This window comes from Amycolatopsis samaneae, assembly GCF_039541975.1.
GTDB lineage: Bacteria > Actinomycetota > Actinomycetes > Mycobacteriales > Pseudonocardiaceae > Amycolatopsis > Amycolatopsis samaneae.
The window spans coordinates 134323-156337 of the sequence record NZ_BAABHG010000009.1 but is presented as its reverse complement, the minus strand read 5'-3'; the positions used below and the strand labels follow the sequence as shown (position 1 = coordinate 156337).

At 70.3% G+C, this 22015-nt stretch carries 23 protein-coding genes and 3 tRNA genes; 16 read left to right on the top strand and 10 right to left on the bottom strand.

The annotated features are described in order from the left end of the window. Positions 1-51: 51 nt before the first annotated feature. The 4 genes from ABD987_RS24365 (at position 52) to ABD987_RS24350 (ending at position 2444) form a co-directional block, all read left to right on the top strand. On the top strand, positions 52-1194 hold the full coding sequence (locus ABD987_RS24365) for a sensor histidine kinase (RefSeq protein ID WP_345397977.1): 1143 nt from the start codon (positions 52-54) through the stop codon (positions 1192-1194). Next, on the top strand, positions 1191-1829 hold the full coding sequence (locus tag ABD987_RS24360; protein ID WP_345397975.1) for a response regulator: 639 nt from the start codon (positions 1191-1193) through the stop codon (positions 1827-1829). Before ABD987_RS24365 ends, ABD987_RS24360 begins: the two co-directional genes overlap by 4 nt. 108 nt (positions 1830-1937) lie before the next feature. Then, a complete protein-coding gene (locus tag ABD987_RS24355) occupies positions 1938-2264 on the top strand; it encodes a hypothetical protein (RefSeq protein ID WP_345397974.1) in 327 nt (108 codons plus the stop codon). Between the two features lie 30 nt (positions 2265-2294). Further along, positions 2295-2444, top strand: coding sequence for a hypothetical protein (locus tag ABD987_RS24350; protein WP_345397972.1), 150 nt, complete (start codon positions 2295-2297; stop codon positions 2442-2444). A 101-nt stretch (positions 2445-2545) separates the two neighbouring features. Here the strand turns inward: ABD987_RS24350 and ABD987_RS24345 are convergent, their stop codons facing one another. Together ABD987_RS24345 and ABD987_RS24340 are read right to left on the bottom strand one after the other, a co-directional pair. Continuing rightward, positions 2546-3379, bottom strand: a complete 834-nt coding sequence (locus ABD987_RS24345; protein ID WP_345397970.1) for an LLM class F420-dependent oxidoreductase — start codon at positions 3377-3379, stop codon at positions 2546-2548. 70 nt (positions 3380-3449) lie between these two features. Next, the gene (locus ABD987_RS24340; RefSeq protein ID WP_345397968.1) at positions 3450-3875 is read right to left on the bottom strand and encodes a TIGR03618 family F420-dependent PPOX class oxidoreductase; all 426 of its coding nucleotides are present in this window, start codon (positions 3873-3875) and stop codon (positions 3450-3452) included. A gap of 263 nt (positions 3876-4138) precedes the next feature. Here ABD987_RS24340 and ABD987_RS24335 point away from each other — a divergent pair, with 263 nt between their 5' ends. From ABD987_RS24335 to ABD987_RS24320, 4 genes are all read left to right on the top strand, one after another. Beyond that, the gene (locus ABD987_RS24335) at positions 4139-5536 is read left to right on the top strand and encodes a hypothetical protein (protein ID WP_345397966.1); all 1398 of its coding nucleotides are present in this window, start codon (positions 4139-4141) and stop codon (positions 5534-5536) included. After that, positions 5533-6504, top strand: coding sequence for a glutamate ABC transporter substrate-binding protein (locus tag ABD987_RS24330; protein ID WP_345397964.1), 972 nt, complete (start codon positions 5533-5535; stop codon positions 6502-6504). Before ABD987_RS24335 ends, ABD987_RS24330 begins: the two co-directional genes overlap by 4 nt. Positions 6505-6619: 115 nt before the next feature. Beyond that, the gene (locus tag ABD987_RS24325) at positions 6620-9346 is read left to right on the top strand and encodes a serine/threonine-protein kinase (RefSeq protein WP_345397961.1); all 2727 of its coding nucleotides are present in this window, start codon (positions 6620-6622) and stop codon (positions 9344-9346) included. 118 nt (positions 9347-9464) lie between these two features. Continuing rightward, entirely contained in the window at positions 9465-9938 is a 474-nt protein-coding gene (locus tag ABD987_RS24320) for a carboxymuconolactone decarboxylase family protein (RefSeq protein WP_345397958.1), read from the top strand. An 81-nt stretch (positions 9939-10019) separates the two neighbouring features. Here ABD987_RS24320 and ABD987_RS24315 read toward each other — a convergent pair whose 3' ends face one another. After that, complete coding sequence (locus ABD987_RS24315; protein WP_345397956.1) at positions 10020-10613, bottom strand: PaaI family thioesterase; 594 nt, start codon at positions 10611-10613, stop codon at positions 10020-10022. Between the two features lie 197 nt (positions 10614-10810). On the opposite strand from ABD987_RS24315, the gene ABD987_RS24310 reads away from it, so the two are divergent. After that, positions 10811-12169, top strand: a complete 1359-nt coding sequence (locus ABD987_RS24310) for an MFS transporter (protein WP_345397953.1) — start codon at positions 10811-10813, stop codon at positions 12167-12169. A 380-nt stretch (positions 12170-12549) separates the two neighbouring features. Here ABD987_RS24310 and ABD987_RS24305 read toward each other — a convergent pair whose 3' ends face one another. From ABD987_RS24305 to ABD987_RS24290, 4 genes are all read right to left on the bottom strand, one after another. Beyond that, positions 12550-13038 carry a hypothetical protein gene (locus ABD987_RS24305; protein WP_345397951.1) on the bottom strand — a complete coding sequence of 163 codons (489 nt, stop codon included), beginning with the start codon at positions 13036-13038 and terminating at the stop codon, positions 12550-12552. 4 nt (positions 13039-13042) lie between these two features. Then, positions 13043-13600 carry a SigE family RNA polymerase sigma factor gene (locus ABD987_RS24300; protein ID WP_345397949.1) on the bottom strand — a complete coding sequence of 186 codons (558 nt, stop codon included), beginning with the start codon at positions 13598-13600 and terminating at the stop codon, positions 13043-13045. 4 nt (positions 13601-13604) lie between these two features. Next, positions 13605-13892 carry a hypothetical protein gene (locus ABD987_RS24295; protein WP_345397947.1) on the bottom strand — a complete coding sequence of 96 codons (288 nt, stop codon included), beginning with the start codon at positions 13890-13892 and terminating at the stop codon, positions 13605-13607. Positions 13893-14063: 171 nt separating this feature from the next. Beyond that, the gene (locus tag ABD987_RS24290) at positions 14064-15266 is read right to left on the bottom strand and encodes a L,D-transpeptidase (RefSeq protein ID WP_345397944.1); all 1203 of its coding nucleotides are present in this window, start codon (positions 15264-15266) and stop codon (positions 14064-14066) included. Positions 15267-15727: 461 nt separating this feature from the next. Between ABD987_RS24290 and ABD987_RS24285 the strand changes: the two genes are divergently transcribed. Continuing rightward, the gene (locus ABD987_RS24285) at positions 15728-15931 is read left to right on the top strand and encodes a cold-shock protein (protein WP_003097368.1); all 204 of its coding nucleotides are present in this window, start codon (positions 15728-15730) and stop codon (positions 15929-15931) included. Between the two features lie 104 nt (positions 15932-16035). On the opposite strand, the gene ABD987_RS24280 is transcribed toward ABD987_RS24285, so the two are convergent. Then, a complete protein-coding gene (locus ABD987_RS24280; RefSeq protein WP_345397942.1) occupies positions 16036-16473 on the bottom strand; it encodes a hypothetical protein in 438 nt (145 codons plus the stop codon). A 674-nt stretch (positions 16474-17147) separates the two neighbouring features. Between ABD987_RS24280 and ABD987_RS24275 the strand changes: the two genes are divergently transcribed. The 4 genes from ABD987_RS24275 to ABD987_RS24260 all read left to right on the top strand — a co-directional run bounded on the left by ABD987_RS24275 (position 17148) and on the right by ABD987_RS24260 (position 18401). Then, positions 17148-17402: a hypothetical protein gene (locus ABD987_RS24275; protein WP_345397939.1), complete on the top strand. Its 255-nt coding sequence runs from the start codon at positions 17148-17150 to the stop codon at positions 17400-17402. 700 nt (positions 17403-18102) lie between these two features. Next, positions 18103-18175 (top strand) — tRNA-Glu (locus ABD987_RS24270). Between the two features lie 47 nt (positions 18176-18222). After that, positions 18223-18296, top strand: a tRNA-Asp gene (locus ABD987_RS24265). A gap of 31 nt (positions 18297-18327) precedes the next feature. Continuing rightward, positions 18328-18401 (top strand) — tRNA-Phe (locus ABD987_RS24260). 166 nt (positions 18402-18567) lie between these two features. Here the strand turns inward: ABD987_RS24260 and ABD987_RS24255 are convergent. Together ABD987_RS24255 and ABD987_RS24250 are read right to left on the bottom strand one after the other, a co-directional pair. Beyond that, positions 18568-19230, bottom strand: a complete 663-nt coding sequence (locus ABD987_RS24255; protein ID WP_345397936.1) for a YdcF family protein — start codon at positions 19228-19230, stop codon at positions 18568-18570. A gap of 76 nt (positions 19231-19306) precedes the next feature. Then, positions 19307-20260, bottom strand: coding sequence for a hypothetical protein (locus ABD987_RS24250; RefSeq protein WP_345397933.1), 954 nt, complete (start codon positions 20258-20260; stop codon positions 19307-19309). Between the two features lie 95 nt (positions 20261-20355). On the opposite strand from ABD987_RS24250, the gene ABD987_RS24245 reads away from it, so the two are divergent. After that, on the top strand, positions 20356-21180 hold the full coding sequence (locus ABD987_RS24245; protein WP_345397930.1) for an arylamine N-acetyltransferase family protein: 825 nt from the start codon (positions 20356-20358) through the stop codon (positions 21178-21180). A gap of 19 nt (positions 21181-21199) precedes the next feature. Then, the gene (locus ABD987_RS24240) at positions 21200-22006 is read left to right on the top strand and encodes an NAD(P)H-binding protein (protein WP_345397927.1); all 807 of its coding nucleotides are present in this window, start codon (positions 21200-21202) and stop codon (positions 22004-22006) included. Positions 22007-22015: the final 9 nt, after the last annotated feature.

Below are 22015 nucleotides of genomic sequence, written 5' to 3'. Positions count from 1 at the left end.
ACGAAGCTGAGCGGTCACCACTGAAGAGGACACCGCGGAGCCGGAGGGGACGTGGCCAGACGAGGGCGGCCGCTGCTGCCGGACACCATCGCGCCGAGCTGGCTCGTGGTCCAGCTGCTCGGCACGCTCTTCGTCGTCGCGACCCTGCTCACCGCGCGGGAACCGCGAGCGTGGCTCTGGGTGTGTTACGGCGTCTCCGCCACGCTGTGGCTGGGGTTCGTGGCGGCCGCGCCCCGGCGCCCGGTCCTCGCGGCGGTGCTGCTGGCGCTGGCCAGCGTGGTGCCCGCGGCGGTGCTCGGCTGGGCGGGCGACTCCTCGGCGGTCATCCTGTGCGTCATCGCGCTCGGCAGGCTCGCGACCCTGACCAGGGTCAGCGTCACGGCGATCGTCGGTATGGCACTGCTGGACATGGCGCTGGTCCTGTCCTCCAGCGCTTTCACCGGGGCGAGCATGGCCGAGGCGGCGACCGACGTCGGGATCATGCTGCTGCTGATGCTGATCGGCCTCAACCGCCGCCAGTACGAGGTGCAGGCGGCACAGGCCGAACAGCTGCTGGCGCAGACCCGGCTCGCGCAGGCCGAGCACGCGCGGGCCGCCGCGCTCGACGAGCGCACGCGTATCGCGCGGGAGCTGCACGACGTTCTCGCGCATTCCCTTGGCGCGCTGGGGGTCCAGCTCGAACTCGCCGAGGCGCTGCTGGCCGAGAAGTCCGATGTGGACGGTGCACTGCGGACGGTCCGGCGGTCCCGGCGACTCGCCGCTGACGGGCTCGCGGAGGCCCGCGACGCCGTCGCGGCGCTACGCCGCGACGTCCTGCCGCTGGCCGAAGCGCTCGCCGCGGCGGCCGAGGCCCATGCCCGCGACCACGCGGTGCGGGTGGACTTCGCCGCGACCGGGCAAGCAAGGCCGCTGCCCTCGGCGGCGGCGGTCTCGCTGGTCGGGGTCGCGCGGGAGGCGCTGACCAACGCCGGGAAGCACGCGCCGGGCGAGCCGGTCACGATGCGGCTGGCGTACGAGCCGGCCGCCGTGCGGCTGTCCGTGAGCAGCGCTCTCGTTTCGGACGAGCGCTCCCGGCCCGGCGAGGGCGGGTTCGGGCTGACGGGGATGCGGGAGCGGCTCGCGCTCGCCGGTGGCACGCTGGGCTCCGGCCCGGAGGACGGGCAGTGGCGAGTGGTGGCGGAGGTGCCGGCGTGATCAGGGTCGTCGTGGTGGACGATCAGCAGGTGGTGCGCGAGGGGCTGGTCGCGCTGCTCGGGCTGCTGGACGACGTGGACGTCGTCGGTTCGGCCGCCGACGGCAGGCAGGCGCTGGTCCTGCTCGGCACGACACCGGCCGACGTCGTGCTGATGGACCTGCGGATGCCCGGACTCGACGGCGTCGCGACGACGCGTGTGCTCACCCGCGATCACCCCGGCCTCGCCGTCGTCGTGCTGACCACCTACGCCGACGACGTGTCCATCGCGGACGCCCTGCGTGCCGGGGCGCGGGGTTACCTGACCAAGGACGCGGGCCGCGCCGAGATCGGGGCGGCGCTGCGCTCGGCCGCCGCCGGGCAGGCGATCTTCGACGCGAAGATTTCGGAACGGCTCGTGGCCGCGCTGGACGCCAGGCCGGCCACCCGCGCGAAACCGGTGCTCCCGGACGGGCTGACCGCGCGGGAGGCGGAGGTCGTCGGGCTCATCGCGCGCGGGCTGACGAACGCCGAGATCGCCGCCGAGCTGTACATCGGCGAGGCGACGGTGAAGACGCACATCAACAACGCGTTCGCGAAGATCGGCGTGCGGCACCGCGCCGAGGCCGTTCGCTACGGACTGGACCACGAGCTGTAGTCCCGGTTTCTCCACCCCGATCTCCACCCTCGGGCCGTCCATTTGCACCCTTTCCCGGATCTACCGTCGCCATCGACAGCGTGAACCGGAGTGGTGCGGAGGAAAACCATGGAGCACGTCGGATACCTGGCCGAGGGCGGCGACACGAACGTCGGCGAGATCATGAACATCCTGCTGGTCCGCTTCGGGGTGATGGCCGCGGGAATCGCCGTGCTCGTACTCGTCGTGTTCACCGTCGCCGTTGTGTTGAAGCGCAAGGGAAAGCTGGGGAGCGCGCGGCGGTACGTGGAACCGCTCGCCCGCGGTTACGTGGAGAACCGCGCGGCGCGGAGCGGCCGGGACGGTCGCCGGGGGAGCGGCTGGAAGGGCGCGCTCGCCAAGGGCGTCACGAACTACCTGGACGACCACGCCGGACGGGACGACCGTCGTCGCTGATTCGCCGCTGATCCGGGAAAGGTGAGGGAAATGGAACTGTTCCTGGCCGAGGGCGGCGGGATCATGGGCGAGCTGCTGCACGACTTCCTGCTGAAGGGCGTCATCGTCGTGGTGCTGGCCGTGGTGGTGCTCGTCGCCATGGTGGTGATCTGGAAGACCGTCGGCAAGAAACGTGACTGAGCCGCTCGGGTAGGTCCGTGGGGGCCTCCTTGAGGGACCTAGAGTCCCTCAAGGAGGCCCCCACGGACCACTGCCATCGCGGGAGGGCCGCCGCCTTCCGGCTACTCCTGGCGCAGCGGTTCGAGGATCTTCTTCAGCCGGTCGAGGTGTTCCAGGGTTTCGGCCTCGGGCAGCGTCGGCACGAGGAACGACACCTCGTCGACACCCGCGCCGGCGAGGCCCCGCACCAGCTCCGGGTCGGCGGGCGCGCCGAACACGCTGATCCGGACGTCGGCCCGGCCCCGGTCATCGAGCCAGGACCGCACCCGGCGCAGTTCCTCGGGCGGGGTCACGGCGTGCGGCAGCCACCCATCCGCGTGCGCGGCGAGCCGCTCGAGGCTCGCCCGTCCACCGCCCGCGACGTAGATCGGCGGATGCGGTTTCCGTGCCGGTTTCGGCCACGCGAAGACCGGATCGAAGTCGATGTGCGTGCCGTGGAACTCGGCCTCGTCCTTCGTCCAGATCTCCTTGAGCGCCTGGAGCTGCTCGGTGAGCAACGCGCCGCGCGTGCGCGGGTCGACGCCGTGGTTGCGCATCTCCTCCACGTTCCAGCCCGCCCCGACCCCGAACACCACCCGCCCGCCGGAAAGCAGGTCCAGGCTGGCGACCTCCTTCGCGGTGTAGAACACGTCGCGCTGGATCATCAGCGCGACCGCGGTGCCCAGCCGCAGGTCCGAGGTGGTGCCCGCGACCGCGGTCAGCGCGATCAACGGGTCGAGGTTGCGCAGCGCGCCCGGCGGCAGGTCACCGCCGGGGTACGGGGTCTCCCTGCTGACCGGGATGTGGGAGTGCTCCGGCAGGAACAGGGAGTCGAATCCCCGTTCCTCCACGGCCGCCCCCAGTACCCCCGGCCGGATTCCTTCGTCGGTCACCGATGTTGCGATCCCGAAGTCCATACCCGGAGCTACTCCGCCCGGCGCGCGGATATTCCGGCCGCGGCCGGATTTTCGTGCGAATCGGCGAAAGTCAGCGGGAGGTCCAGGGGCCGACGCCGCCCACCTTTTCGACGCGGACGCGGGTGAGCCAGCCCGGCGGCGCGTCGGCGGGCGGGAACTCCACCCCGGGCGTGAGCAGCGGCTCGGCGAGTTCCCTGAGTACCTGGGGCGCGCCGCCTTCGACGACGCGCGCTGTGCCGGTGATGGCGAGGTACGGCCGCATCAGCTCGGACGGTCCCGGCGGCAGGATCGTTACCGCCACCCGGCCGTCCCGGCGGACGTTGCGGACCTTCTTGTGCTCGGCCAGGTGACCGACCACGAGCTCGTCACCCTCCGAAGTGGACTGGAGCTGTACTCGCACCAGCGAAACCTGCGGGCTGCCGTCGGGGTTGAGCGTGACCAGGGTGGCGTCGGCACCGGAACCGATGAGCGCGCGAGCGGCGTCGTTGAGCTTCATGTACTGCTCTACCGATCGGCCGCCGCGGCTATTCCCGCCCCGGCTGTCCACCGGCTGAAGCCTGTTGTCACCCAGTCGTTGCCGGTCCGTGATCCGCCCGGTGACCGGTCTCGCTCCGGTGTTCGACCCGAACGGCCGAATCGGGTGTCCCGTCCGTTGTGGACAGTGGGTTTCCCGCGCCCCGCTTCGCGCGGGTTGGGGACCTCGCCCGGTGCCTGCGGCTAAGGTGGCCACGGTCAGGTAGGACTTGGGGAGGAACGGCGATGACCACGACCGCGACGCAGCCCGCGCCGCCGGGCGGCCCCGGCGCTCCGCCGCCGCCCGAAGAAGGCCGCGGCGGGATCGCCGGTCTGCTCGAACTGCCGGGGCAGGCGGTGCGCGCCGTCACGAAGTCCGCGGCCACCACCCCGGGCAGGCTGACCGTGATCGCGGTCGGGCTCGTGCTGCTTTCCCTGCTCGCCGGTCTCGTCGCGACACTGTCCGTGCAGGGCCGCAAGGACACCATCAACGGCCTCATCGAGCACCGCGAACCCCTCGCCGCCGCCGCGCAGCAGGTCTATCGCGCGCTCTCGGACGCCGACGCCACCGCGGCGAGCGCCTTCCTTTCCCCCGGTACCGAACCGCCCGAGCTGCGTAAGCGGTACGAGCGGGACATCGCCGAGGCGGGCGCGGCGCTGGCGAAGGCGGCGTCGGACTCCGCGGACGTCGCCGAGGCGGCCGCCCAGGTCGACGTGCTCAGCCAGCGGCTGCCGGTCTACACCGGGCTCGTCGAGACCGCGCGGGCGAACAACCGGCAGGGCTACCCGGCCGGCGCGTCCTACCTGCGCGAGGCGTCCGAGCTGATGCGGGCGAAGCTGCTGCCCGCCGCGCAGGAGCTCTACCGCGTGGACACCACCCGGCTGGCCGACGAGCAGGACGACGCGACCGGGTTCCCGTGGCTGGCGACCCTGCTGGTGCTGGCGCTGCTCGCCGCGCTGATCGTCACCCAGGTGCACCTGACGCGGCGGACCAACCGCCTGCTCAACGTCGGGCTCGTGGTCGCCACCGTGTGCGTCGCGGTTTCGCTGCTGTGGGGCGCGGTGGCGCTGGTCATGCAGGGTGTGCTCGTCGGGAACGGCAAGGACGACGGCTCGCACCAGGTCGACGCGCTGGTGCGGGCGCGGATCACCGCGCTGCAGGGCCGCGCGGACGAGACACTGACGCTGGTCGCGCGTGGCGACGGCGGCGGGTACGAAAAGGACTTCACCGGGCTGGCCCTCCAGCTCGTCGGTCAGGACGGCCGGAGCGGGCTGCTGGGCGAGGCCCGCGATCTCGCGCAGGGCGGCGACGCCGCGGGCGATGTCGAGAAGGCTTCGCAGGCGGCGGCCGACTGGCTCAAGGCACACAAGGAGGTGCGTCGCCACGACGACGCGGGCGAGTACTCCGACGCGGTGAAGCTCGCCATCGAGCAGAAACGCCCCGACGGCGCGGCCCTGGCCTTCCAGCACCTCGACGACAAACTGCAGGACGCGATCAACGTGGGCCGTCAGGCGTTCCTCGACGGCACCAGGGGCGGCGATCGCGCGCTGACCCTGCTCGCCCCCGGCGTCGCGATACTGGCGGTGGTGGCCGCCGCCGGTGCGACGATGGGGATCCGGGAACGGCTGAGGGAGTACCGATGAGCAAGCGCAGGTTCGTGCGTTCGGGCGTACTGCTCGCCGCGGTCGCGGTGCTGGCGACGGCCTGCGGGAGCGCGGGCAAACCGGTGGATCCGGCCCCGGTCAGCGATGCCGCCTGGCCACAGCCCGCGCACGTCGCGGGCGGCGAGTCGGGTGCGGGCGGCTCCTCGGACACCAGCTGCAACCCGCTCGCCAGCCTCGCCCCGACCGGGGGCACCGCGATCCCGGCCGGATCGACGATGGCGAAGATCCGGGAACGCGGGAAGCTGATCGCCGGGGTCGACCAGACCACTTACCTGTTCGGGTCGCGCAATCCCACCACCGGCAACCTCGAAGGCTTCGACATCGACATGGTCAACAAGATCGCCGACGCGATCTTCGGCGGCCACGAGGGCAAGGTCCAGTTCCGCGCGATCACCTCCAGCCAGCGCGAGGACGTGCTGATCGGCCACGACGTCGACATCGTCGTGCGGACCTACAGCATCACCTGCGAGCGCAAGAAGAAGGTCAACTTCTCGTCGGTGTACTACGTCGCGGGGCAGCGGATCCTGGTGCCCAAGGAGAAGAAGGTCAGCACGCTCGCCGACCTGTCGGGCAAGCGCGTCTGCGCGGCGAAGAAGTCGACCCCGCTGACGAAGATCACCACCGACCCGGCGAAGGTCGTGCCGGTCTCGGTGGACAACTGGTCGGACTGCCTGGTGATGCTCCAGCAGGGCCAGGTGGAGGCTGTCTCGACCGACGACACCATCCTCGCCGGGATGGCCGAGCAGGATCCGGCGCTGGCGGTGGTCGGCGACCGGTTCACCACCGAGAACTACGGCGTCGGCATCCCGAAGGACGCCGAGGACATGGTGCGGTTCGTCAACGCCGTGCTGGAGGACGTCCGCAAGAGCGCGTGGCAGGCGAGCTACCAGAAGTGGGTCGGGGTCCCGCTGGGCCCGGCCAGCCCGCCCAACCCGCAGTACCAGTGACCGCACTTCCGGTGTCGCGAACGGCCCGGTCACGCGCACGGCGGACACCACGGGACCGTTCGTGCCCCACTAGGATCGGCGGCGGACTTCGTCGCGGTGAACACGGGAGGTAGCAGTGTCGGAGGAGCCACGCCGTCCCCGGCACGCGGCACCGGACGAGCCGGAAGAACACGCCGGGTCCTCGGGTGCCCCCGGCTGGACGCCGCCCGCGCCGGTGCGCTGGGATACCCCGGAGCCCTCGATCTCCGGCCGTCTCGACGGCACGCCGGAGGAACAGCCCGCGCGGCGTCCGGCGTCGAGTCCGTCCGGGCCCGACGCGGAGACCGTCTTCCACGCGCCCGTGCAACGCCCGGCGACCCCGCCGCGCGGTCAGCCGCAGGCACCGCCACCCCAGGCGGCCCAGCCGCCGCGCCCGCCCCAGCCGCGGCCCCCGGCCGCGAACGGTCCGGCCGCGCGGCCGGACCCGGCGCGTCCCGGCGCACCGGCACCGGACGTCGCGCAGCCGACGAGCGTGCTCGCCGCGCCGACGCCGGAAACGCAGAGCATCATGCCGCCCGCGCCGCGCGCGGACACCGGGGCCGGACCGCTGCCGGATCCCGGCACCGAGAGCGTCCTTCCCGAACGGCCCAGCGAGGGCCGGGTGACCGGCACCGGAAGCCAGGGGACCGGGAGCCGCGGCACGGGGACGGGCACCGGGACCGGGACGGGCACCGGCTCGTTCCCCGGGACGTCGCGGCGGACCTCGTCGCGCACCGCGCGCCGGGCGCGGCGGGGCAGGCTCGGCGCCGGGCTGGTCGAGGTGCCGCCGGTGCCCTACCGCGACCCGTCGACGGCCGTGCTCGAAAACCCGGTGGTGTCGGAGGAGAAGCGGTTCTGCGGTAGCTGCAACGCGAAGGTCGGCCGCGGCGAGAACGGCGAGCCCGGCTCTCCGGAGGGCACCTGCGCGAACTGCGGCACGCCGTTTTCCTTCGTGCCCAAGCTGAAACCGCACGAGCTGGTCGGCGGGCAGTACGAGGTGCTCGGCGCGATCGCGTACGGCGGGCTCGGCTGGATCTACCTCGCGCAGGACCACAACGTCAGCGACCGGTGGGTCGTCCTCAAAGGACTGATCGACACCGGGGACGCGACCGCGATGGCGGCGGCGGCCAACGAAGAGCGCTTCCTGGCCGAGGTCGAGCACCCGAACATCGTCAAGATCCACAACTTCGTGCAGCATCCGGACCCGCGGACCGGGAATTCCGTCGGCTACATCGTGATGGAGTACGTCGGCGGGCAGTCCCTGCGGCAGCTCGCGCTCGCGCACCACCGCGAGACCAGGCGGCCGGAGCCGCTGCCGATCGGCCAGGTCATCGCGTACGGGCTGGAGATCCTCCCCGCCATCGGCTACCTGCACTCGCAGAACCTGCTCTACTGCGACCTCAAGCCGGACAACGTCATCCAGACCCACGAGCAGCTGAAGCTGATCGACCTCGGCGCGGTGCGCCGGATGGACGATTACGAGAGCCCGCTGTTCTTCACCACCGGCTACAGCGCGCCCGAGCTGGCGAAGCAGGGCGCGTCGATCGCCTCGGACCTCTACACCGTCGGCCGGACGCTGGCGGTGCTCAGCTTCGAGTTCGCCGGGTACACCACGAAGTTCAAGTCGACGCTGCCCGGCGCGGACGCGGTCCCGCTGTTCGCGTTGTTCGGTTCGTACCACCGGTTCCTCAAGCGCGCGACGCACGCCGACCCGGAACGGCGGTTCGTCTCCGCCGAGGAGATGTCCGACCAGCTGACCGGTGTGCTGCGCGAGATCATGGCGATGGGCACCGGGAAACAGCGGCCCGGCGCGTCGACGGTGTTCGGGCCGGAGAGCCGCACCTTCGGGGTGGACATGGTCGTCCCTGAGCCGGGCGCGAGCGTGCCGCTGCCCGAGCCGGTCGAGGTGGTCTCCGGCCTGCCGATCCCGCAGGTCGACACGGACGACCCGGCGGCCGGTGTGCTGGCCACGACCACCGCGCTCGATCCCAAGGGCGCGATCGAGGCCCTCGCCGGCGCTCCGCGCGAGTCGATCGAGGTGCGGTTGCGCATCGTCCGGGCCCGGATCGAGCTGGGCGAGCTGGTCGAGGCGCAGCGGCAGCTGCAGGCCGCGCAGTACCTGGCGATCAGGGCGGGTTTCCCGCACGACTGGCGGATCGACTGGTACCGCGGCCTCATCGAGCTGGCTGGCGGTCGTCCGCGTGTCGCGCACGTCGCCTTCGACGCGGTGTACGACGACCTGCCCGGCGAGATCGCGCCGAAGCTCGCGCTGGCGGTCAGCGCCGAGGGCGTCGGGGACTACTTCGGTGCCGCGCGGTTCTACGAGCTGGTGTGGCGAACGGACCGTTCGTACGTGAGCGCCGCCTTCGGGCTCGCCAGGGTGTACCTGGCGCAGGGCGCGCGGGCGAGCGCGATCGAGGTGCTGGAGGCGGTGCCGCCGTCCTCGACGCACTACGTCGACGCGCAGGTCGCCGCCATCAAGATCAAGACGAGGGTCAACGGCGGTGGCAAGGAGCCCGCCGGTGTCTCCGAGCGCGACCTCGTCGACGCGTCGGGCAGGCTCGAACGGCTGAACCTGGACGCCGAGCGCCGCACCCGGCTGTCCGCCGAGGTCCTGGAGGCCGCGCACAGCTGGCTGCGCGCGCCCCGGCAGGGCGCGCCGTCGGCGGGTGCCAGGGTGCTGGGCTGCGCGCTGGAGGAGCGGGAGCTGCGCTTCGGCCTGGAGCGGTGCTACCGCACGCTGGCCAGGCTGGCCGGAACCACGAAGGAGCGGGTCGACCTGGTCGACCGCGCCAACGCCATCCGGCCGAGGACCCTCACGTAGGCGGCGTCTGGACTGTCGTCGTCGGGCAGGAGACGTAGGTCATACCCGGCGCTGTCACATCGGGCCGCGCCGTCCCGTCAGTGCTGTGAAACCAACGGAACAGCACTGGGAGCGCATCATGGAAGCTCGGTTGGACATCTTCGGCAGCCCGGCCGCGGCCAAGATCCAGCGGTACTTCGCGTCCGCGGGCAAGGTCGTCACGGATTCGGGCCTGCCCGCCGCGACGCAGGAACTGGTGAAGATCCGGGCCAGCCAGATCAACGGCTGCGGCTTCTGCCTCGACATGCACACCAAGGACGCCGCGGCCGCGGGGGAGACGCCGGTGCGTCTCGCCATGATCGCGGCCTGGCGCGAGGCCACGGTCTTCACCGAGGCCGAGCGCGCGGCACTGGAACTGACCGAGGAGGGCACCCGCATCGCGGACGCGGCGGGCGGTGTCTCCGACGAGGTGTGGGCGAACGCCGCCAAGCACTACGACGAGGAACAGCTCCTCGCGCTGATGGCGCTGATCGCCCTCATCAACGCCTACAACCGGCTGAACGTCATCAACCAGCTGCCCGCGGGCGACTACCAGCCCGGCCAGTTCGGCTGAGCGGCGTCACGCGCCGGAACGGCGTGAGGGCGGCCCCGGACACCGGGTGCCGCCCTCCTGGTTTGTCCGGCTCTGCCCGGATCAGGGATTGATCTCCCATTCGCGCTGTTCGCGAGCGCGTTTCGCCTTCTCGTGCGCGGCGGCCAGTTTCTCCAGCGCCTGCGGGTCGCCGTGGTTGCTGAAGTGCTCGAAGCCGACGACGACGAACAGCGCCCGCGCGCTGACCGCGATCGGGCCGTCCTCGGCGTCGAGGTGCCCGTCTGCGCTGACGTAGATCTTGCGCCCCGCGATGCCGTCGAGCCTCGTCGCGATGTACAGCGTCGACCCGACCGGCACCGGCCGCCGGAAGTCGGTTTCGAGCTTCCCGGTCACCGCGGGCCTGCGCAGCAGGTTCCCCACCGTGGAGCCGAGGGCCTCGTCGAACGCGCAGGCCAGCAGTCCGCCGTGGGCCAGCCCCGGCGCGCCCTGGTGCGCGGCGGTCACGGTGAACTTCGAGTGCACCGTCTGTCCCTCGCCGACCCGCGACCGCAGGTGCAGACCGGACTCCACCTCGTCGCCGCAGCCGAAGCACTCACCGAAGTGCACACCCAGCTCCGTGCCGGCGGGCGGTGCCTTCGGATGGGCCTCGGCGGGCTCCACCGGCACCGGCGGCCAGGGTTGAGAAACACGACTCATGAATCGACGTTAACCCCGGAGTGGTCACTCGCCGCATGCGGCCCACCCCTGTGGGCCTGCGCTGTGAGCGCTCCGTAGTCGGAAATTGCCGAACCGTAGATGATTTCCGATTCGCTCTGCCGACCCGGCTCCGTCGCGGAAGACTGGGTCGATGAGTTCGATGGGAACCGTTGCACGCGGAGGAGGTCGTCGCGGGGATGAGTGACGCAGCTGCGGAAAAGCCGGAGGTGGACCAGAGAACGGTCCGGCGGGCGGTCATCGCGTCCGCGATGGGGAACGCCACGGAGTGGTACGACTACGGCGTCTTCACCTCGGGCGCGATCGCCACGAGCATCGGCACGGTGTTCTTCCCCGGCGAGGGGAACGCGGTCCTGAAATCGCTCGCGCTCGTCGCGGTCGGTTTCGTCGTGCGGCCGTTCGGCGGCGCGTTCTTCGGACCGCTGGGGGACAAGCTCGGCAGGCAGAAGGTCCTGGCGATCACGATCCTGCTGATGTCCGGGTGCACCTTCCTGGTCGGCTGCCTGCCGACCTACGCCGGTCCGTACAGCATCGGCATCGCGGCACCGGTCGCCGTCCTGCTGCTCCGGCTGATCCAGGGTTTCTCCACCGGTGGTGAATACGGCGGCGCGGCGACGTTCATCGCCGAGTACGCGCCGACCAAACGCCGGGGGTTCTTCGGCAGTTTCCTGGAGATGGGCACGCTCGCCGGGTACGTGCTGGGCAACGTGGTCGTGCTGGCCGTGACCCTGTCGCTCTCGCACGAACAGGTCGAGGCATGGGGCTGGCGGATCCCGTTCTTCGTGGCGCTCCCGCTGGGCCTGATCGGCCTCTACCTGCGGTCGAAGCTGGAGGACACCCCGGAGTTCCGCCGGCTGGAGGCGACCGGGAAGAAGCCGGAGAAGGCGCCGCTGCGGGAGACGCTGACCCGCAACTGGCGGATGATCCTGAACCTGATCGGGATCGTGCTCCTGCTCAACATCGCCGACTACATGCTCCTGACGACCATGCCGACCTATTTCACCGACACCCTCAAGATCAACGACAACACCTCGACGTTGATCATCATCGGGGTGGAGCTGGTGCAGATGGCGATCATCCTGCCGCTCGGCGCGCTGTCCGACCGGATCGGGCGGAAACCGTTGCTGCTCACCGCGGCGATCGGGTTCGCGGTGCTGAGCTGGCCCTCGATCAAGCTGATGCAGTCCGGCAGCATCCTGTGGCTGGTGGTCGGCTTCCTGATCGTGGCGGTGCTGCTGGTGTTCATGCTCGCGGTGATCGGGTCGACCTTCCCGGCGATGTTCCCGACCCGCGTGCGGTACGGCTCGTTCGCGATCGGGTACAACGTCTCGACGTCGATCTTCGGTGGTACCTGCGGTGTCATCGTGACCGCGTTGATCAAGAGCACCGGCAACGCCGACTGGCCGGCGTACTACCTCATCATCGCGGCGCTGATCGCGATCGTGCCGATCCTCAAGATCCCGGAGACCTCCCAGGTGCCGATCGAACAGATCGACACCGCGGACACCGGTGGTTCGCTGGTCGGCGCCAAGCGCTGACCCCGGTCCCGGCCGGACACGACAGGGCCCCCGTCCACTGTGGACGGGGGCCCTGTTCGTGGTCGCGGTCAGCGGGTGGCTTCGGCCACCTGCGCACGAGGAGCGAAGCGCTTCTGCGACCAAACGGCCAGCGCACTTGCAACCGTTACTGCGACACCGGTTTCGATCAACAGGGCAACGAAGACCATGGCTTCCTCCTCGGGTTCTCGGGCCGGCGAGACTGAGCCGGCTGAGTAGTTTGTCGGCGGCGGAACGTGCCGCCACAGGGCATATCGCCACGGTAAGCCCAGGTATTTCATGGTGACAGCGGTTCAAACGGTGATCTCGGCCACAGCGCTGTGCGCACGTGAAACGCCCGGTGAATCGGCGGTTTCCACGTCTCAACGAGTGGTGCGATCGGTGCCGGGCGCGGCGGTCGGCACCGTCTGCCGGTCACCCGGTGCCTCGCTCGTCGGCGCCGTCCCCGGACGTCGCTCCGGGATGGTCCTCGGCACCGACGTGGCACTCGGCACTCGCTGCGAGGTGCCGGTTTTGGCGGTCGGCACCTCCGGCGGCGGATGCGACTCACCCGCGCCTGCCGAGGGTTCCGGAGCCGGCTTGGAGGGCGCCGAGGGGGAGGAGGGGACCGTGGACAGACCGGGACCCGCGGGCTGGACCGGCGCCGGATCGGTGCCGCCGTGCTGACCGGCCAGGAACCCGGCCACCACGAGGATCACCGCCGTCGCGGCGGAACTGCCCGCCATCGTCCAGCGCTTGCGCCGCCGCCGGATCCGGCCGCCGCGCGCGATGACGTCGCCCGCGTCGAAGCGCATCGGCGGCCCGCTCGCCGCCGAGGAGAGCACGGTCCTGATGTCGTCGTTCTCGTCCATCTCGTCACCTCCCATCGAGACCTCCGGTGCTGAACGACAGCGACCCGAAGTGCGGGCCGAGTCGTTTCCGCAGGGTCGCCAGCGCGCGTGCCGCCTGGCTCTTCACCGTGCCGGTGCTGCAGCCGAGCGCCGCGGCCGTCTCCTCGACGCTCAGATCGTCGAAGTACCGCAGCACCAGCACGGCGCGTTGTCTTGGCGCCAGGACACCCAGTGCGTGCCGCACCAGTTCGTCCTGCTCGGTCCCGGCCCGCTCGACCGGGACCTCGGGTGGTTCGCCGGTGAGCCGCTCGCGTTTCCAGCGGACCTTGCGGTGCTCGGCGAGGAACGTGCGCAGCACGACCTTGCGGGCGTAGGCGTCCAGCGTGTCGTGCCGCGCCAGCCGCGGCCACGCCAGGTACAGCTTCAGCAGCGCGGCCTGCGTGAGGTCCTCGGCCTGGTGCCAGTCGCCGCAGAGCAGGAACGCCGTCGCCCGCAGGCTGTGCGCGCGCTCGCCGAAGTACCGGGCGAACTCGCCGTCCCACGGCGAGCCCGGCCGGTCCTCCGGACGAGAGCGGGGTGTCACCGGGCTACTTGACCTCCCCGATGGCAGGCAGCCAGGTGGCGCCGACCGGCCCGGCCGGAATGGCCTTGGGCACACGGTTTTCCGTCGGCCTGGATCCGGCGGGCGCCGGGGCCGGGGCCTTGGTCGTCTGCCGGTCGGTCGCGGCGGGGCCAGGGGTGGCAGCGGGCGACTCGGAGGTCGGCCGGTCGGTCGGGGCCGGGGAGGGGGAGATGGTCGGCTGGTCGGTGGCCAGCGCGGTCCCGGCGGTGACGGCGCCACCCGCCAGCAGCAGCGCGCCCACGGTGAGAGCCATACGAATACGCAAGTCGAACTCCTCGGTCCTGGCGCCGCGTCGGATCAGCGGCGCCCTTCGCGGTAACTCATGCCGCCGCGTTCCCCCGGGGTTGCATCGGATTTCCGGCGAAGACACGAACGGCCAGGAAACCCGTGGGGAATCCTGGCCGCCCGGTGTTCCGCCGGATGTTCAGCTCGCGAGTGCCGACAGCTTCTGCCAGTCGGCCCACTTGTAGGTCCAGTCGCTGTAGTCGCCGTCCTTGGGACCGAGCTGCTGGGTGCTGCCCTCGATCTCGACCGGGTCGCCGGTGAGCACGCCGTCGTAGTACTCCTTGGCGTTCGCCGGGGACAGGTTCAGGCAGCCGTGCGAGATGTTCTGCTTGCCCTGCGCCCAGATCGACGAGGCGAGGCCGTGGATGAACTCGCCGTTGTTGGAGATCCGCACCGCCCACGGCACGTTCACGTCGGTGTAGCCGTAACGCGGGTTGCTCATGGAATACGTGGCGTGCTTGGACATCACGACGTGCACACCGCTGTTGGTGACCCGGCCGGGGTCGGAGTCGAGCCCGTAGCTGACCGGGTAGTCGGCGACCTGCTGGCCGTCCCGGATGACCTGCATGCGGTGGGTCTGGGGATTGCCCTTGACGATCTGGGAGCGCCCGATCTTGAAGCTGGCGGAGACGTCCTGCTGGCCGTAGACGCCGTCACCCATCTTGACGCCGTAGATCTTCGCGTTGACCTTCACGTCGGTGTTGGGCTTGAAGTACTCCTTCGGCCGCCAGTGCACCGAGGTGTCCCCGTCGGTCCAGCCCCAGGCGCCTTCGGTCTTCGGGGTGGTCTCCACGGAAAGCGCCTTCTCGACGGAGGCCTTGTCGGTGACCCGGCTCGGGAAGGTCAGGGTGATCGGCATGGCGATGCCGTAGGTGATGCCGTCGCCGACGTTGAGGCTGCCCGACATCTGCCGCCTCGGCTTGACGGTGGTGAAGGAACCGTTGATCGGCGCGGGTTTGCCGTCGGTGCCGACGGCCTGGCCGGACCAGGTGTAGGTCTTGCCGAAACCGAGTTCTTCGGTGGTCTTCCAGCTCTTCTTGTCCGGTGCGGGCTGACCGGCGACCTGTTTGCCCTCCGGATTGGTCAGCACGACCGAATCGAGGGTGCCGTCGGTGACGCTGACCGTGATCGGCTCGCCGGGCGGCACGTCCTGCGCGCCCGCGGCGGGCTGGACGGTCACCTTCGCCGGCAGCGCCGCGGGCGCGGACTGCGTCGGGCCCCCACCGGTGGTGCCGCTGGCCGTCACGGTCGGCTCACTGCTGCACGCCCCGAGCGTCAGCACGGCCACCAGCCCCAGCACCGCGCCCGCTGCCCGGCGGTGCGCGGAGTTCCTGAATGTCACACCGATCCCCAATCTCCCCTTTGTACTGCCCCACCCACCGAGACGCCTGGCCCGACTCCGACGTTGATCCCGCGTGAAGTGACGAGTGTCACAGTTGGCGGGTTTTCCTTCACGCACAAGACATGAGCGACTTCGTGCCGTATCCGGTGATCACCGGCTTCGGGGTGCGACGTCCAGACTAGCCGGTACCCCCGACAAGATCAGTCGCGCGCGGTGCGCCGCGGTGGTGGCTCCGGGGATCGTTGGTCCATCCGCTCGATCACGGGGTTCAGATTTGGCCAGATCCCGGTAGGCTGCTCTCAGGCCGTCGTTTTGCGTGTTAGTGGCTTCACACTCGCGGAACTTCTGACGCGAGCCGCGGAGCCGACACGCTCTTCGCTCGTCTCGTTGGAACCGCCCGGGACGGTCGGGGTGCCGCTTCGGTGGCATTCGAAGCGGAATCTGTAACGAGGAGTACAGCGGTGGCGCAAGGCACTGTGAAGTGGTTCAACGCGGAGAAGGGCTTCGGCTTCATCGCGCAGGACGGCGGCGAAGGCGACGTTTTCGTGCACTACTCGGAGATCGAGGGTCGCGGCTTCCGCACCCTTGAGGAGAACCAGCGAGTGGAGTTCGAAGTCGGCCAGGGGCAGAAGGGTCCGCAGGCCCAGAAGGTCCGCGCGATCTGAGTCAGGCCCTCGGCGTTAATCCAGGCCTGAGAAAAGGCCCCCGGTTTCCGAACCGGGGGCCTTTTCTCGTGCTGTGGGACGGTTCTCGCGGGGAGTGCGCCGGGTCAGCGCCGTCCCGCCACGGGCTCGTCGAAGGCGTCGGCGGGGAAGTGGAACTCGTCGGTCATCGCGGTGTCGACGTCGGACTGCCTGCGGTCCTGGACGGACGAGGACTGGCTTTCCCAGGAGAGCCGCTCGAGGATCCACTCCTGGGCGAGCGCCTGCGGGGAGATGTTGCGCTCCTGGGCGATGTCCTTGAGTTGCTGGCTGGCGATGAGGTTCATGCGCAGCTGGTAGACCTGCGCCTCGCCGAAGCGCTTGCCGGTCCCGGTGCTTTCCGGGGCGGACTCCGGCGCGAGCGCGGCGAGGTAGCTGGTGAGTTCCTTGTCTTCGACCTCGCCCGCCTCCCCAGCCGCCGCCTTGGCGGCGTCGCGGTGACGACCGGACGACACCGCCTTGAGGTTGGTACGGGTTCCGAGACGACCAAACGATGGAAGAGGCACGCCGCAACGATAACGGCGAGGTCTCGGAAACCAAACCACTGTGAGCCACAACACACCCAACGCCGTAACGCGAATAGCCCAACCGCTCCCCCTCTCACCCCCCAAACGCCCCACACCCCTAACCCTTAGCAACCACACACAACCAACCCGGCGCCCGCCGACTCTCGCAACGGAACACTCGGAATCAAGGTGCCCACAAGGTTCGCCAGGGCCGCCAGGCCCGAAGCGAACAAGCAAAGGTGAAGGGCGACCACGCTGGTTCAGGAACCGGCCGCACCGTGGGGGTCCGGGGGGCTCGGCCCCCCGGGTAGTACGCGCGGGGGACAGTTTGCGAAGGGCGAGGAACGAGCCCGAGCAAACATGGAGAGACCCCCGCGCCAGGGGGAGGAACGCGGGGGTCGGAGGGGATCTCCACAGGCGCTGACCGGGGGTGTGTCAGCACCTCTAGTGTTGCACGACTTCCGGGGTTGGGCGAGTGGAAGCCGGGAAAATTCCGTTGCTGGTGTCACTTCGACGTGGTGTGTTGTTCATTTGCGGGTCCGGGGTTCTCCTGCCGTGCTGGTTGCGCAGCGTTGAGCGGAGTGTGGCCTCAGGTTCACTCTCCGGGGGGCTGTGTGTGGCGGCCGGCGCTGGTTAGCCTCGCGGCCAGGTCGATGTGAGCCGATGGAGGAGCAATGGGCGGGTCTGCGGAAGTGCGGCAGTTCCTCCTCCGGTACGAAGGTGCCGATGGGGGAAACGCGACGTTTGCCGGTGGTCTGCCGGCGCAGCGCAGTGGTGGCGCGGAGGCGCAGCGGGTGTCGGATGATCAGGTCCGGCGGGCGCGTCTCGCGGTGGCGCACGGTGCGCTCGGCGTGGAGGACTGCGTGATGCTGCTGGACATGCTGGGGCTGACGTTGGATGACGACGGCCAGGCGCCGGTGCAGCGGTGAGCTGACGGTCCGGCGGCTTGTGGTGGGAAACCCGCTGCTTGCGGCGGGTTCCTGAAAGTGTTTTACCGATCCCGCGCTGGCGGGAGTTCCCCGATGATCGTTTCGTAAGTCGTTCTTTCGCGGTGCCGAAGGGCTGGACCCGGGTACCGGCGACGGGACATTCGAGCCGGCGCCCCCGGGCTCCGGCCGATGGCGTGGGCGACCGGCGGCGACGGCGTGAGCGTGGTTCGCCGCCGTGTCACCGCGGGGTCGTGACGGTGGCCGGTGGCATGCCGTCGAGGGTGGCCGCGGAGCTGCCCGAGATCTTTCCGAGCCGGTTCGCCGGACTCGTCTCGCCGTCCGCGGAGACGGCGCTCTTCGCGCCCGAATCGGGGCGCGCCTACGCCGAGTCATCAGCCGCTGATCACGTGGCCCTCGTTCGGGTGTATCCGGACGCCGACGGCCCGTTTCGCTCGATGGAGCTACCCGGGAGGACGGGGCGTGGAAGACGTCGACGTGTCGAGCGGCGAACTCGCGGCGCGCGGCCGCCCTCGGCGCGCATCCGGCCGTTCGGGCACGATGGACACCGTTCCCGCAGGTCCCAGCCCTGCGGTGCACTTAGGGAACCCCCTGTGCGAGCAGGGTTCGGCGTGCCCTATGCTTATGTTCGCTCCCGGGGGGACCTGAGAGCGCGGTCGGTCGGTTCGCCGAAACCGGCCGGGCTCCCATCGTCCAGCGGCCTAGGACTCCGCCCTTTCAAGGCGGCAACGCGGGTTCGAATCCCGTTGGGAGTACGCAGTACAGTTAGGCAGCAGTACCCTTCACCTCGGTGAAGTCGCAAGGCCCTGTGGCGCAGTTGGTTAGCGCGTCGCCCTGTCACGGCGAAGGTCGCGGGTTCGAGTCCCGTCAGGGTCGCAAGATCGTTCGGCTCCTTGCCGGCGTTCCCGGCCAGGTAGCTCAGTTGGTACGAGCGTCCGCCTGAAAAGCGGAAGGTCGCCGGTTCGACCCCGGCCCTGGCCACCCTTCGTCACCCGAGGTATGCCTGTGGAAAGCACAGGCCTTGCCTCGGGTGGTGTGTTTTGTGGGGGGTGCAACCCCCACACCCCGCTCGGGAGGGCTTCGCCCCCCGAACCCCCCACGTCGGGTCCCCTCTTGTGGTTTGGCTCCTGACCGTCGCTGGTTCTTGTCAGAGCAGGCGGGTGGTGTAGCCCGCTGAAATTAAGCGGTGGTAGGCGGACTCGACGGTGCTGGGGAGGGGTTGCGGGATCGCGAAGCCTCGGTTGGCGTAGAGGGTGATGCGTTGGGTGTCGCCTACCAGCATGGAGATCACGCGGGTCGCGTCGCCGATGCTCTTCACGTACTCGTCCAGCGGTAGTTCGGCCGAGGCGCAGGTGACTTCTACTTCCGGCCACAGCTTCTTGCAGGTCGCGTAGGCACGTCGCTGTTGGTATGGCCGTGAGATCAGCGTGACCGAGCCGACTTCGGTGCCCTGCTCGGCGAGTAGCTGTCGGGTGAGGCTGATGTTCTCGCCCGTGTTCCTCGCGCGGGGTTCGACGAGGATCGAGTCCGCTGGCACCCCGAGTGAGACGGCGTGCTCGCGGTAGTGGACGGCTTCGCCGCGAGGGAAGCGCTCGACCGTGGTCGGGGCGTTCGCGCCGGTGAACACGACCAAGGGAAAAGCGTTGCGCCGGAAGAGATCCGCGGCGCGGGTCGCGACACCCAGGTCATGACTTCCCAGGCCGATACCGACATCCGACCGGCCGATCTTGTGGTGCAGGTTGTGGTAGTCCCACAGCGTTTCGACGTCGGCGCGGAACGACGTCGGCAGCGTGGCGGCGTGCTCGGGCACGGGATGTCTCCGGCGGTCGGGGACTTGGAGTCCTATATGGACAGACGTGGGCGAGAGGCGTGTGACGGAGAGGCGCTCACGCGTCTCCCAGTTCGGCTTGGCGGCGGCGGAGTTCTTCGACGATCTGGTCGGTGGTCGACTGATGCTGTTCCATCCGGGCCAGGGCCTGAGCGATCGAGGCGCGTACGCGATCGACGTCGTCCGGTCCGATTTCGACACTGTCCGGGTGGACCCGGCGGCGCTGCCCGACCACCAGCGGGCGGTCGACCCGGGGCAGTAGCAGCCCGTCCGGCACCCGGTCCAGCCACGAAGCCAGATCGCGGTTCTCGTCGCGGAGCCGTTCGGTCCACGACCGCAGCCGGCGCGCCTCCCGCCCGGGATCGCGGCGGTTCCAGCCCGCCTGCACCATGCCGGTGATCGCCTCGGCCGCCGTGCGGCACGCGACTTCCAAGCGGGGCAGGGCGTCCAGGCCGATTGTCGCGAACTGCTCGACGAGGTCCCCGTCCGGGTCGAACGCGACCCATGCGCCGTCGACGGTGTGCTCCTCCGCCACGTCGTGTGCGGTGGACAACAGCGCGGCGATGGCCGCGTGCACCGCCGCCACGTCCGCGGGGTCCAGTTCGCCGGAGGTGAGGCGGTGCGGGGATTCCTCTGGGGTGACGCGGGGCGGCCGTTCGCCCGCGGGCCAGGTCCGTTTCCCGCCTCGCCGTCGGTAGTGCTGCTGCATGGCCTGTTTCGACCGGTCGCCGTAGGCCACGCCCAGCTGTTCCCAGGTCCAGCCGCGGTCAAGGACCGATTCGATCAGCGCCACCTCGGCCCGGTCGAGGTCGCGGCGGACGTCGGGGACCAGTCGCAGCGCGCCCGTCGCGTCCTCGGTGGTCACTTCGTCGCCGCTGGGCCGTTTCGCGGGCGGGAGAACGGATCTCGCCGCGACCACCAGCTCGTCGATGAAACCGCTGCGCCGGTGGTGCAGGTGCCGGGCGAGCAACGCGGTGGTCACGTCATCTTCTTCGGGAGCGCCGTCCGTCATGGTGTCAACGTATGCGTTGACGCACGGGCTGTCAACGCATACGTTGACGAAATCGGGCTTGATCTCCAGTCAACTCGAGGTATGAGAGTGGTGTCATGAGCACACTCGCTGAGCGGACCACCGAACCCGACTGGCACATCGACAAGGTCGACGTCGACGCCTACCTCGCGCGGCTGGGAACCGACCGGCCCCGGGTGCCGGACGCGCGGGCCCTGCGGGATCTCGCGACGGCACACGTGCTGGCGATCCCGTTCGAGAACGTCGACGTCCTGCTTGGCAGGCATCGCGGGATCTCGCTCGACGTCGTCCAGGAGAAGCTGGTCGGCAGGAAGCGCGGCGGCTACTGCTACGAGCACGCCCACCTGTTCGCCGCGGCCGCCGAACGTCTCGGCTTCCCGGTGCGCCGGATCGTGGCGCGGGTGCAGCCGCGGCGCCCGGGGCCGTACACGCACATGTCGCTGCTCGTCGCGGCCGAGGGCGTGTGGCACCTGGTCGACGTCGGGTTCGGCGCGGGGATGCTGCGGCCGATGCCGCTGGTCGACGGTGCCGTCGTCGACCAGGCGGGCTGGCCGCACCGGCTCACGCACCGCGAGGGCTGGTGGACACTGCAGAAGCAGGACGGCGACGGCTGGGAGGACCTGCACGCGTTCACGCCGAGCGCGAGCAGCCCGATCGACTACGAGGTCTACCACCACTACACCTCCACGCATCCGCGCTCGCCGTTCACCGGGCAGCTCGTGGTGATGCGGCTGGAGCCGGGCCTGAGCAGGCAGCTGGTCGGGCACGACCTGGTCGTCCGGCGTCCGGACGGTACCGAGGAGAAAACCCCGGTGGCTCCCGGCGAACTCGGCGCGACGCTGCGTCAGCTCGACGTCGAGCTGACGGCGGAAGAGCTGGCGGCCCTGCTCGAACGCTACTGATCGCTGGCACAGTGGTTCCATGACGATTCTGGTGACCGGAGCCACCGCGAACATCGGACGCAAGGTTGTCGATCAGCTACTGGGGATGGGGGCGTCCGGTATCCGGGCGTTGACGAGCAACCCTCGCAAGGCCGCGCTGCCGGACGGCGTCGAGGTGGCGAAGGGCTATCTACGGAAGGTCGAGACGCTGCCCGCGGCGCTCGAAGGCGTGGACCGCCTCTACCTGGCGCCGACGCCGGACACGGTGGTCGAAGTGCTGAAGCTGGCGCGCGCCGCCGGTGTCCGGCACGTCGTCGCCCTGTCCGGCGAACCGGAGGGCTGGTGGGGCGACGTCACCAGGGCGGTCGACGCGAGCGGGCTCGCCCGGACGCACCTGTGGCCCGCCGACTTCATGGAGAACTCGACGATGTGGGCGGAGCAGCTCCGGCGCACCGGCGCGATCCGGGAGCCCTACCCGGACACCGCCAGCGCGCCGATCGCGATGGACGACATCGCCAGGGTCGCGGCGACGGCGCTGCTGGAGGACGGGCACGCCGGCAAGGCGTATCCGCTGGGCGGGCCGGAGAAACTGACCCGCGCCGAACTCGTCCGGCAGCTCGGCGTGGCGCTGGGCCGGGAAATCCCGTTCCTCACGGTTTCGCCGGAGGAGACGGTCGAGGCGATGAAACCGACGATGGGGGAGGCCGCGGCCTGGTACGTCGAGAGCGTGCTGGGCGGGTTCACCGAGGACCCGGTGCTGCCGACCGGATCCGTCGAGGAGATCACCGGCCGCCCCGGCACGACCTTCGCCGCGTGGGCGGCCGCGCACACTGCCGATTTCGCCTGAGTGTCATCC

What these genes read in the sequence shown, in the direction of transcription:
- ABD987_RS24250 (WP_345397933.1), bottom strand. Translation starts at nt 20,260, where the DNA reads ATGACGGACGGCGCTCCCGAAGAAGATGACGTGACCACCGCGTTGCTC.
- ABD987_RS24350 (WP_345397972.1), top strand. Translation starts at nt 2,295, where the DNA reads ATGGAACTGTTCCTGGCCGAGGGCGGCGGGATCATGGGCGAGCTGCTG.
- ABD987_RS24305 (WP_345397951.1), bottom strand. Translation starts at nt 13,038, where the DNA reads ATGGACGAGAACGACGACATCAGGACCGTGCTCTCCTCGGCGGCGAGC.
- ABD987_RS24345 (WP_345397970.1), bottom strand. Translation starts at nt 3,379, where the DNA reads ATGGACTTCGGGATCGCAACATCGGTGACCGACGAAGGAATCCGGCCG.
- ABD987_RS24330 (WP_345397964.1), top strand. Translation starts at nt 5,533, where the DNA reads ATGAGCAAGCGCAGGTTCGTGCGTTCGGGCGTACTGCTCGCCGCGGTC.
- ABD987_RS24295 (WP_345397947.1), bottom strand. Translation starts at nt 13,892, where the DNA reads ATGGCTCTCACCGTGGGCGCGCTGCTGCTGGCGGGTGGCGCCGTCACC.
- ABD987_RS24340 (WP_345397968.1), bottom strand. Translation starts at nt 3,875, where the DNA reads ATGAAGCTCAACGACGCCGCTCGCGCGCTCATCGGTTCCGGTGCCGAC.
- ABD987_RS24335 (WP_345397966.1), top strand. Translation starts at nt 4,139, where the DNA reads ATGACCACGACCGCGACGCAGCCCGCGCCGCCGGGCGGCCCCGGCGCT.
- ABD987_RS24245 (WP_345397930.1), top strand. Translation starts at nt 20,356, where the DNA reads ATGAGCACACTCGCTGAGCGGACCACCGAACCCGACTGGCACATCGAC.
- ABD987_RS24315 (WP_345397956.1), bottom strand. Translation starts at nt 10,613, where the DNA reads ATGAGTCGTGTTTCTCAACCCTGGCCGCCGGTGCCGGTGGAGCCCGCC.
- ABD987_RS24275 (WP_345397939.1), top strand. Translation starts at nt 17,148, where the DNA reads ATGGGCGGGTCTGCGGAAGTGCGGCAGTTCCTCCTCCGGTACGAAGGT.
- ABD987_RS24240 (WP_345397927.1), top strand. Translation starts at nt 21,200, where the DNA reads ATGACGATTCTGGTGACCGGAGCCACCGCGAACATCGGACGCAAGGTT.
- ABD987_RS24320 (WP_345397958.1), top strand. Translation starts at nt 9,465, where the DNA reads ATGGAAGCTCGGTTGGACATCTTCGGCAGCCCGGCCGCGGCCAAGATC.
- ABD987_RS24355 (WP_345397974.1), top strand. Translation starts at nt 1,938, where the DNA reads ATGGAGCACGTCGGATACCTGGCCGAGGGCGGCGACACGAACGTCGGC.
- ABD987_RS24310 (WP_345397953.1), top strand. Translation starts at nt 10,811, where the DNA reads ATGAGTGACGCAGCTGCGGAAAAGCCGGAGGTGGACCAGAGAACGGTC.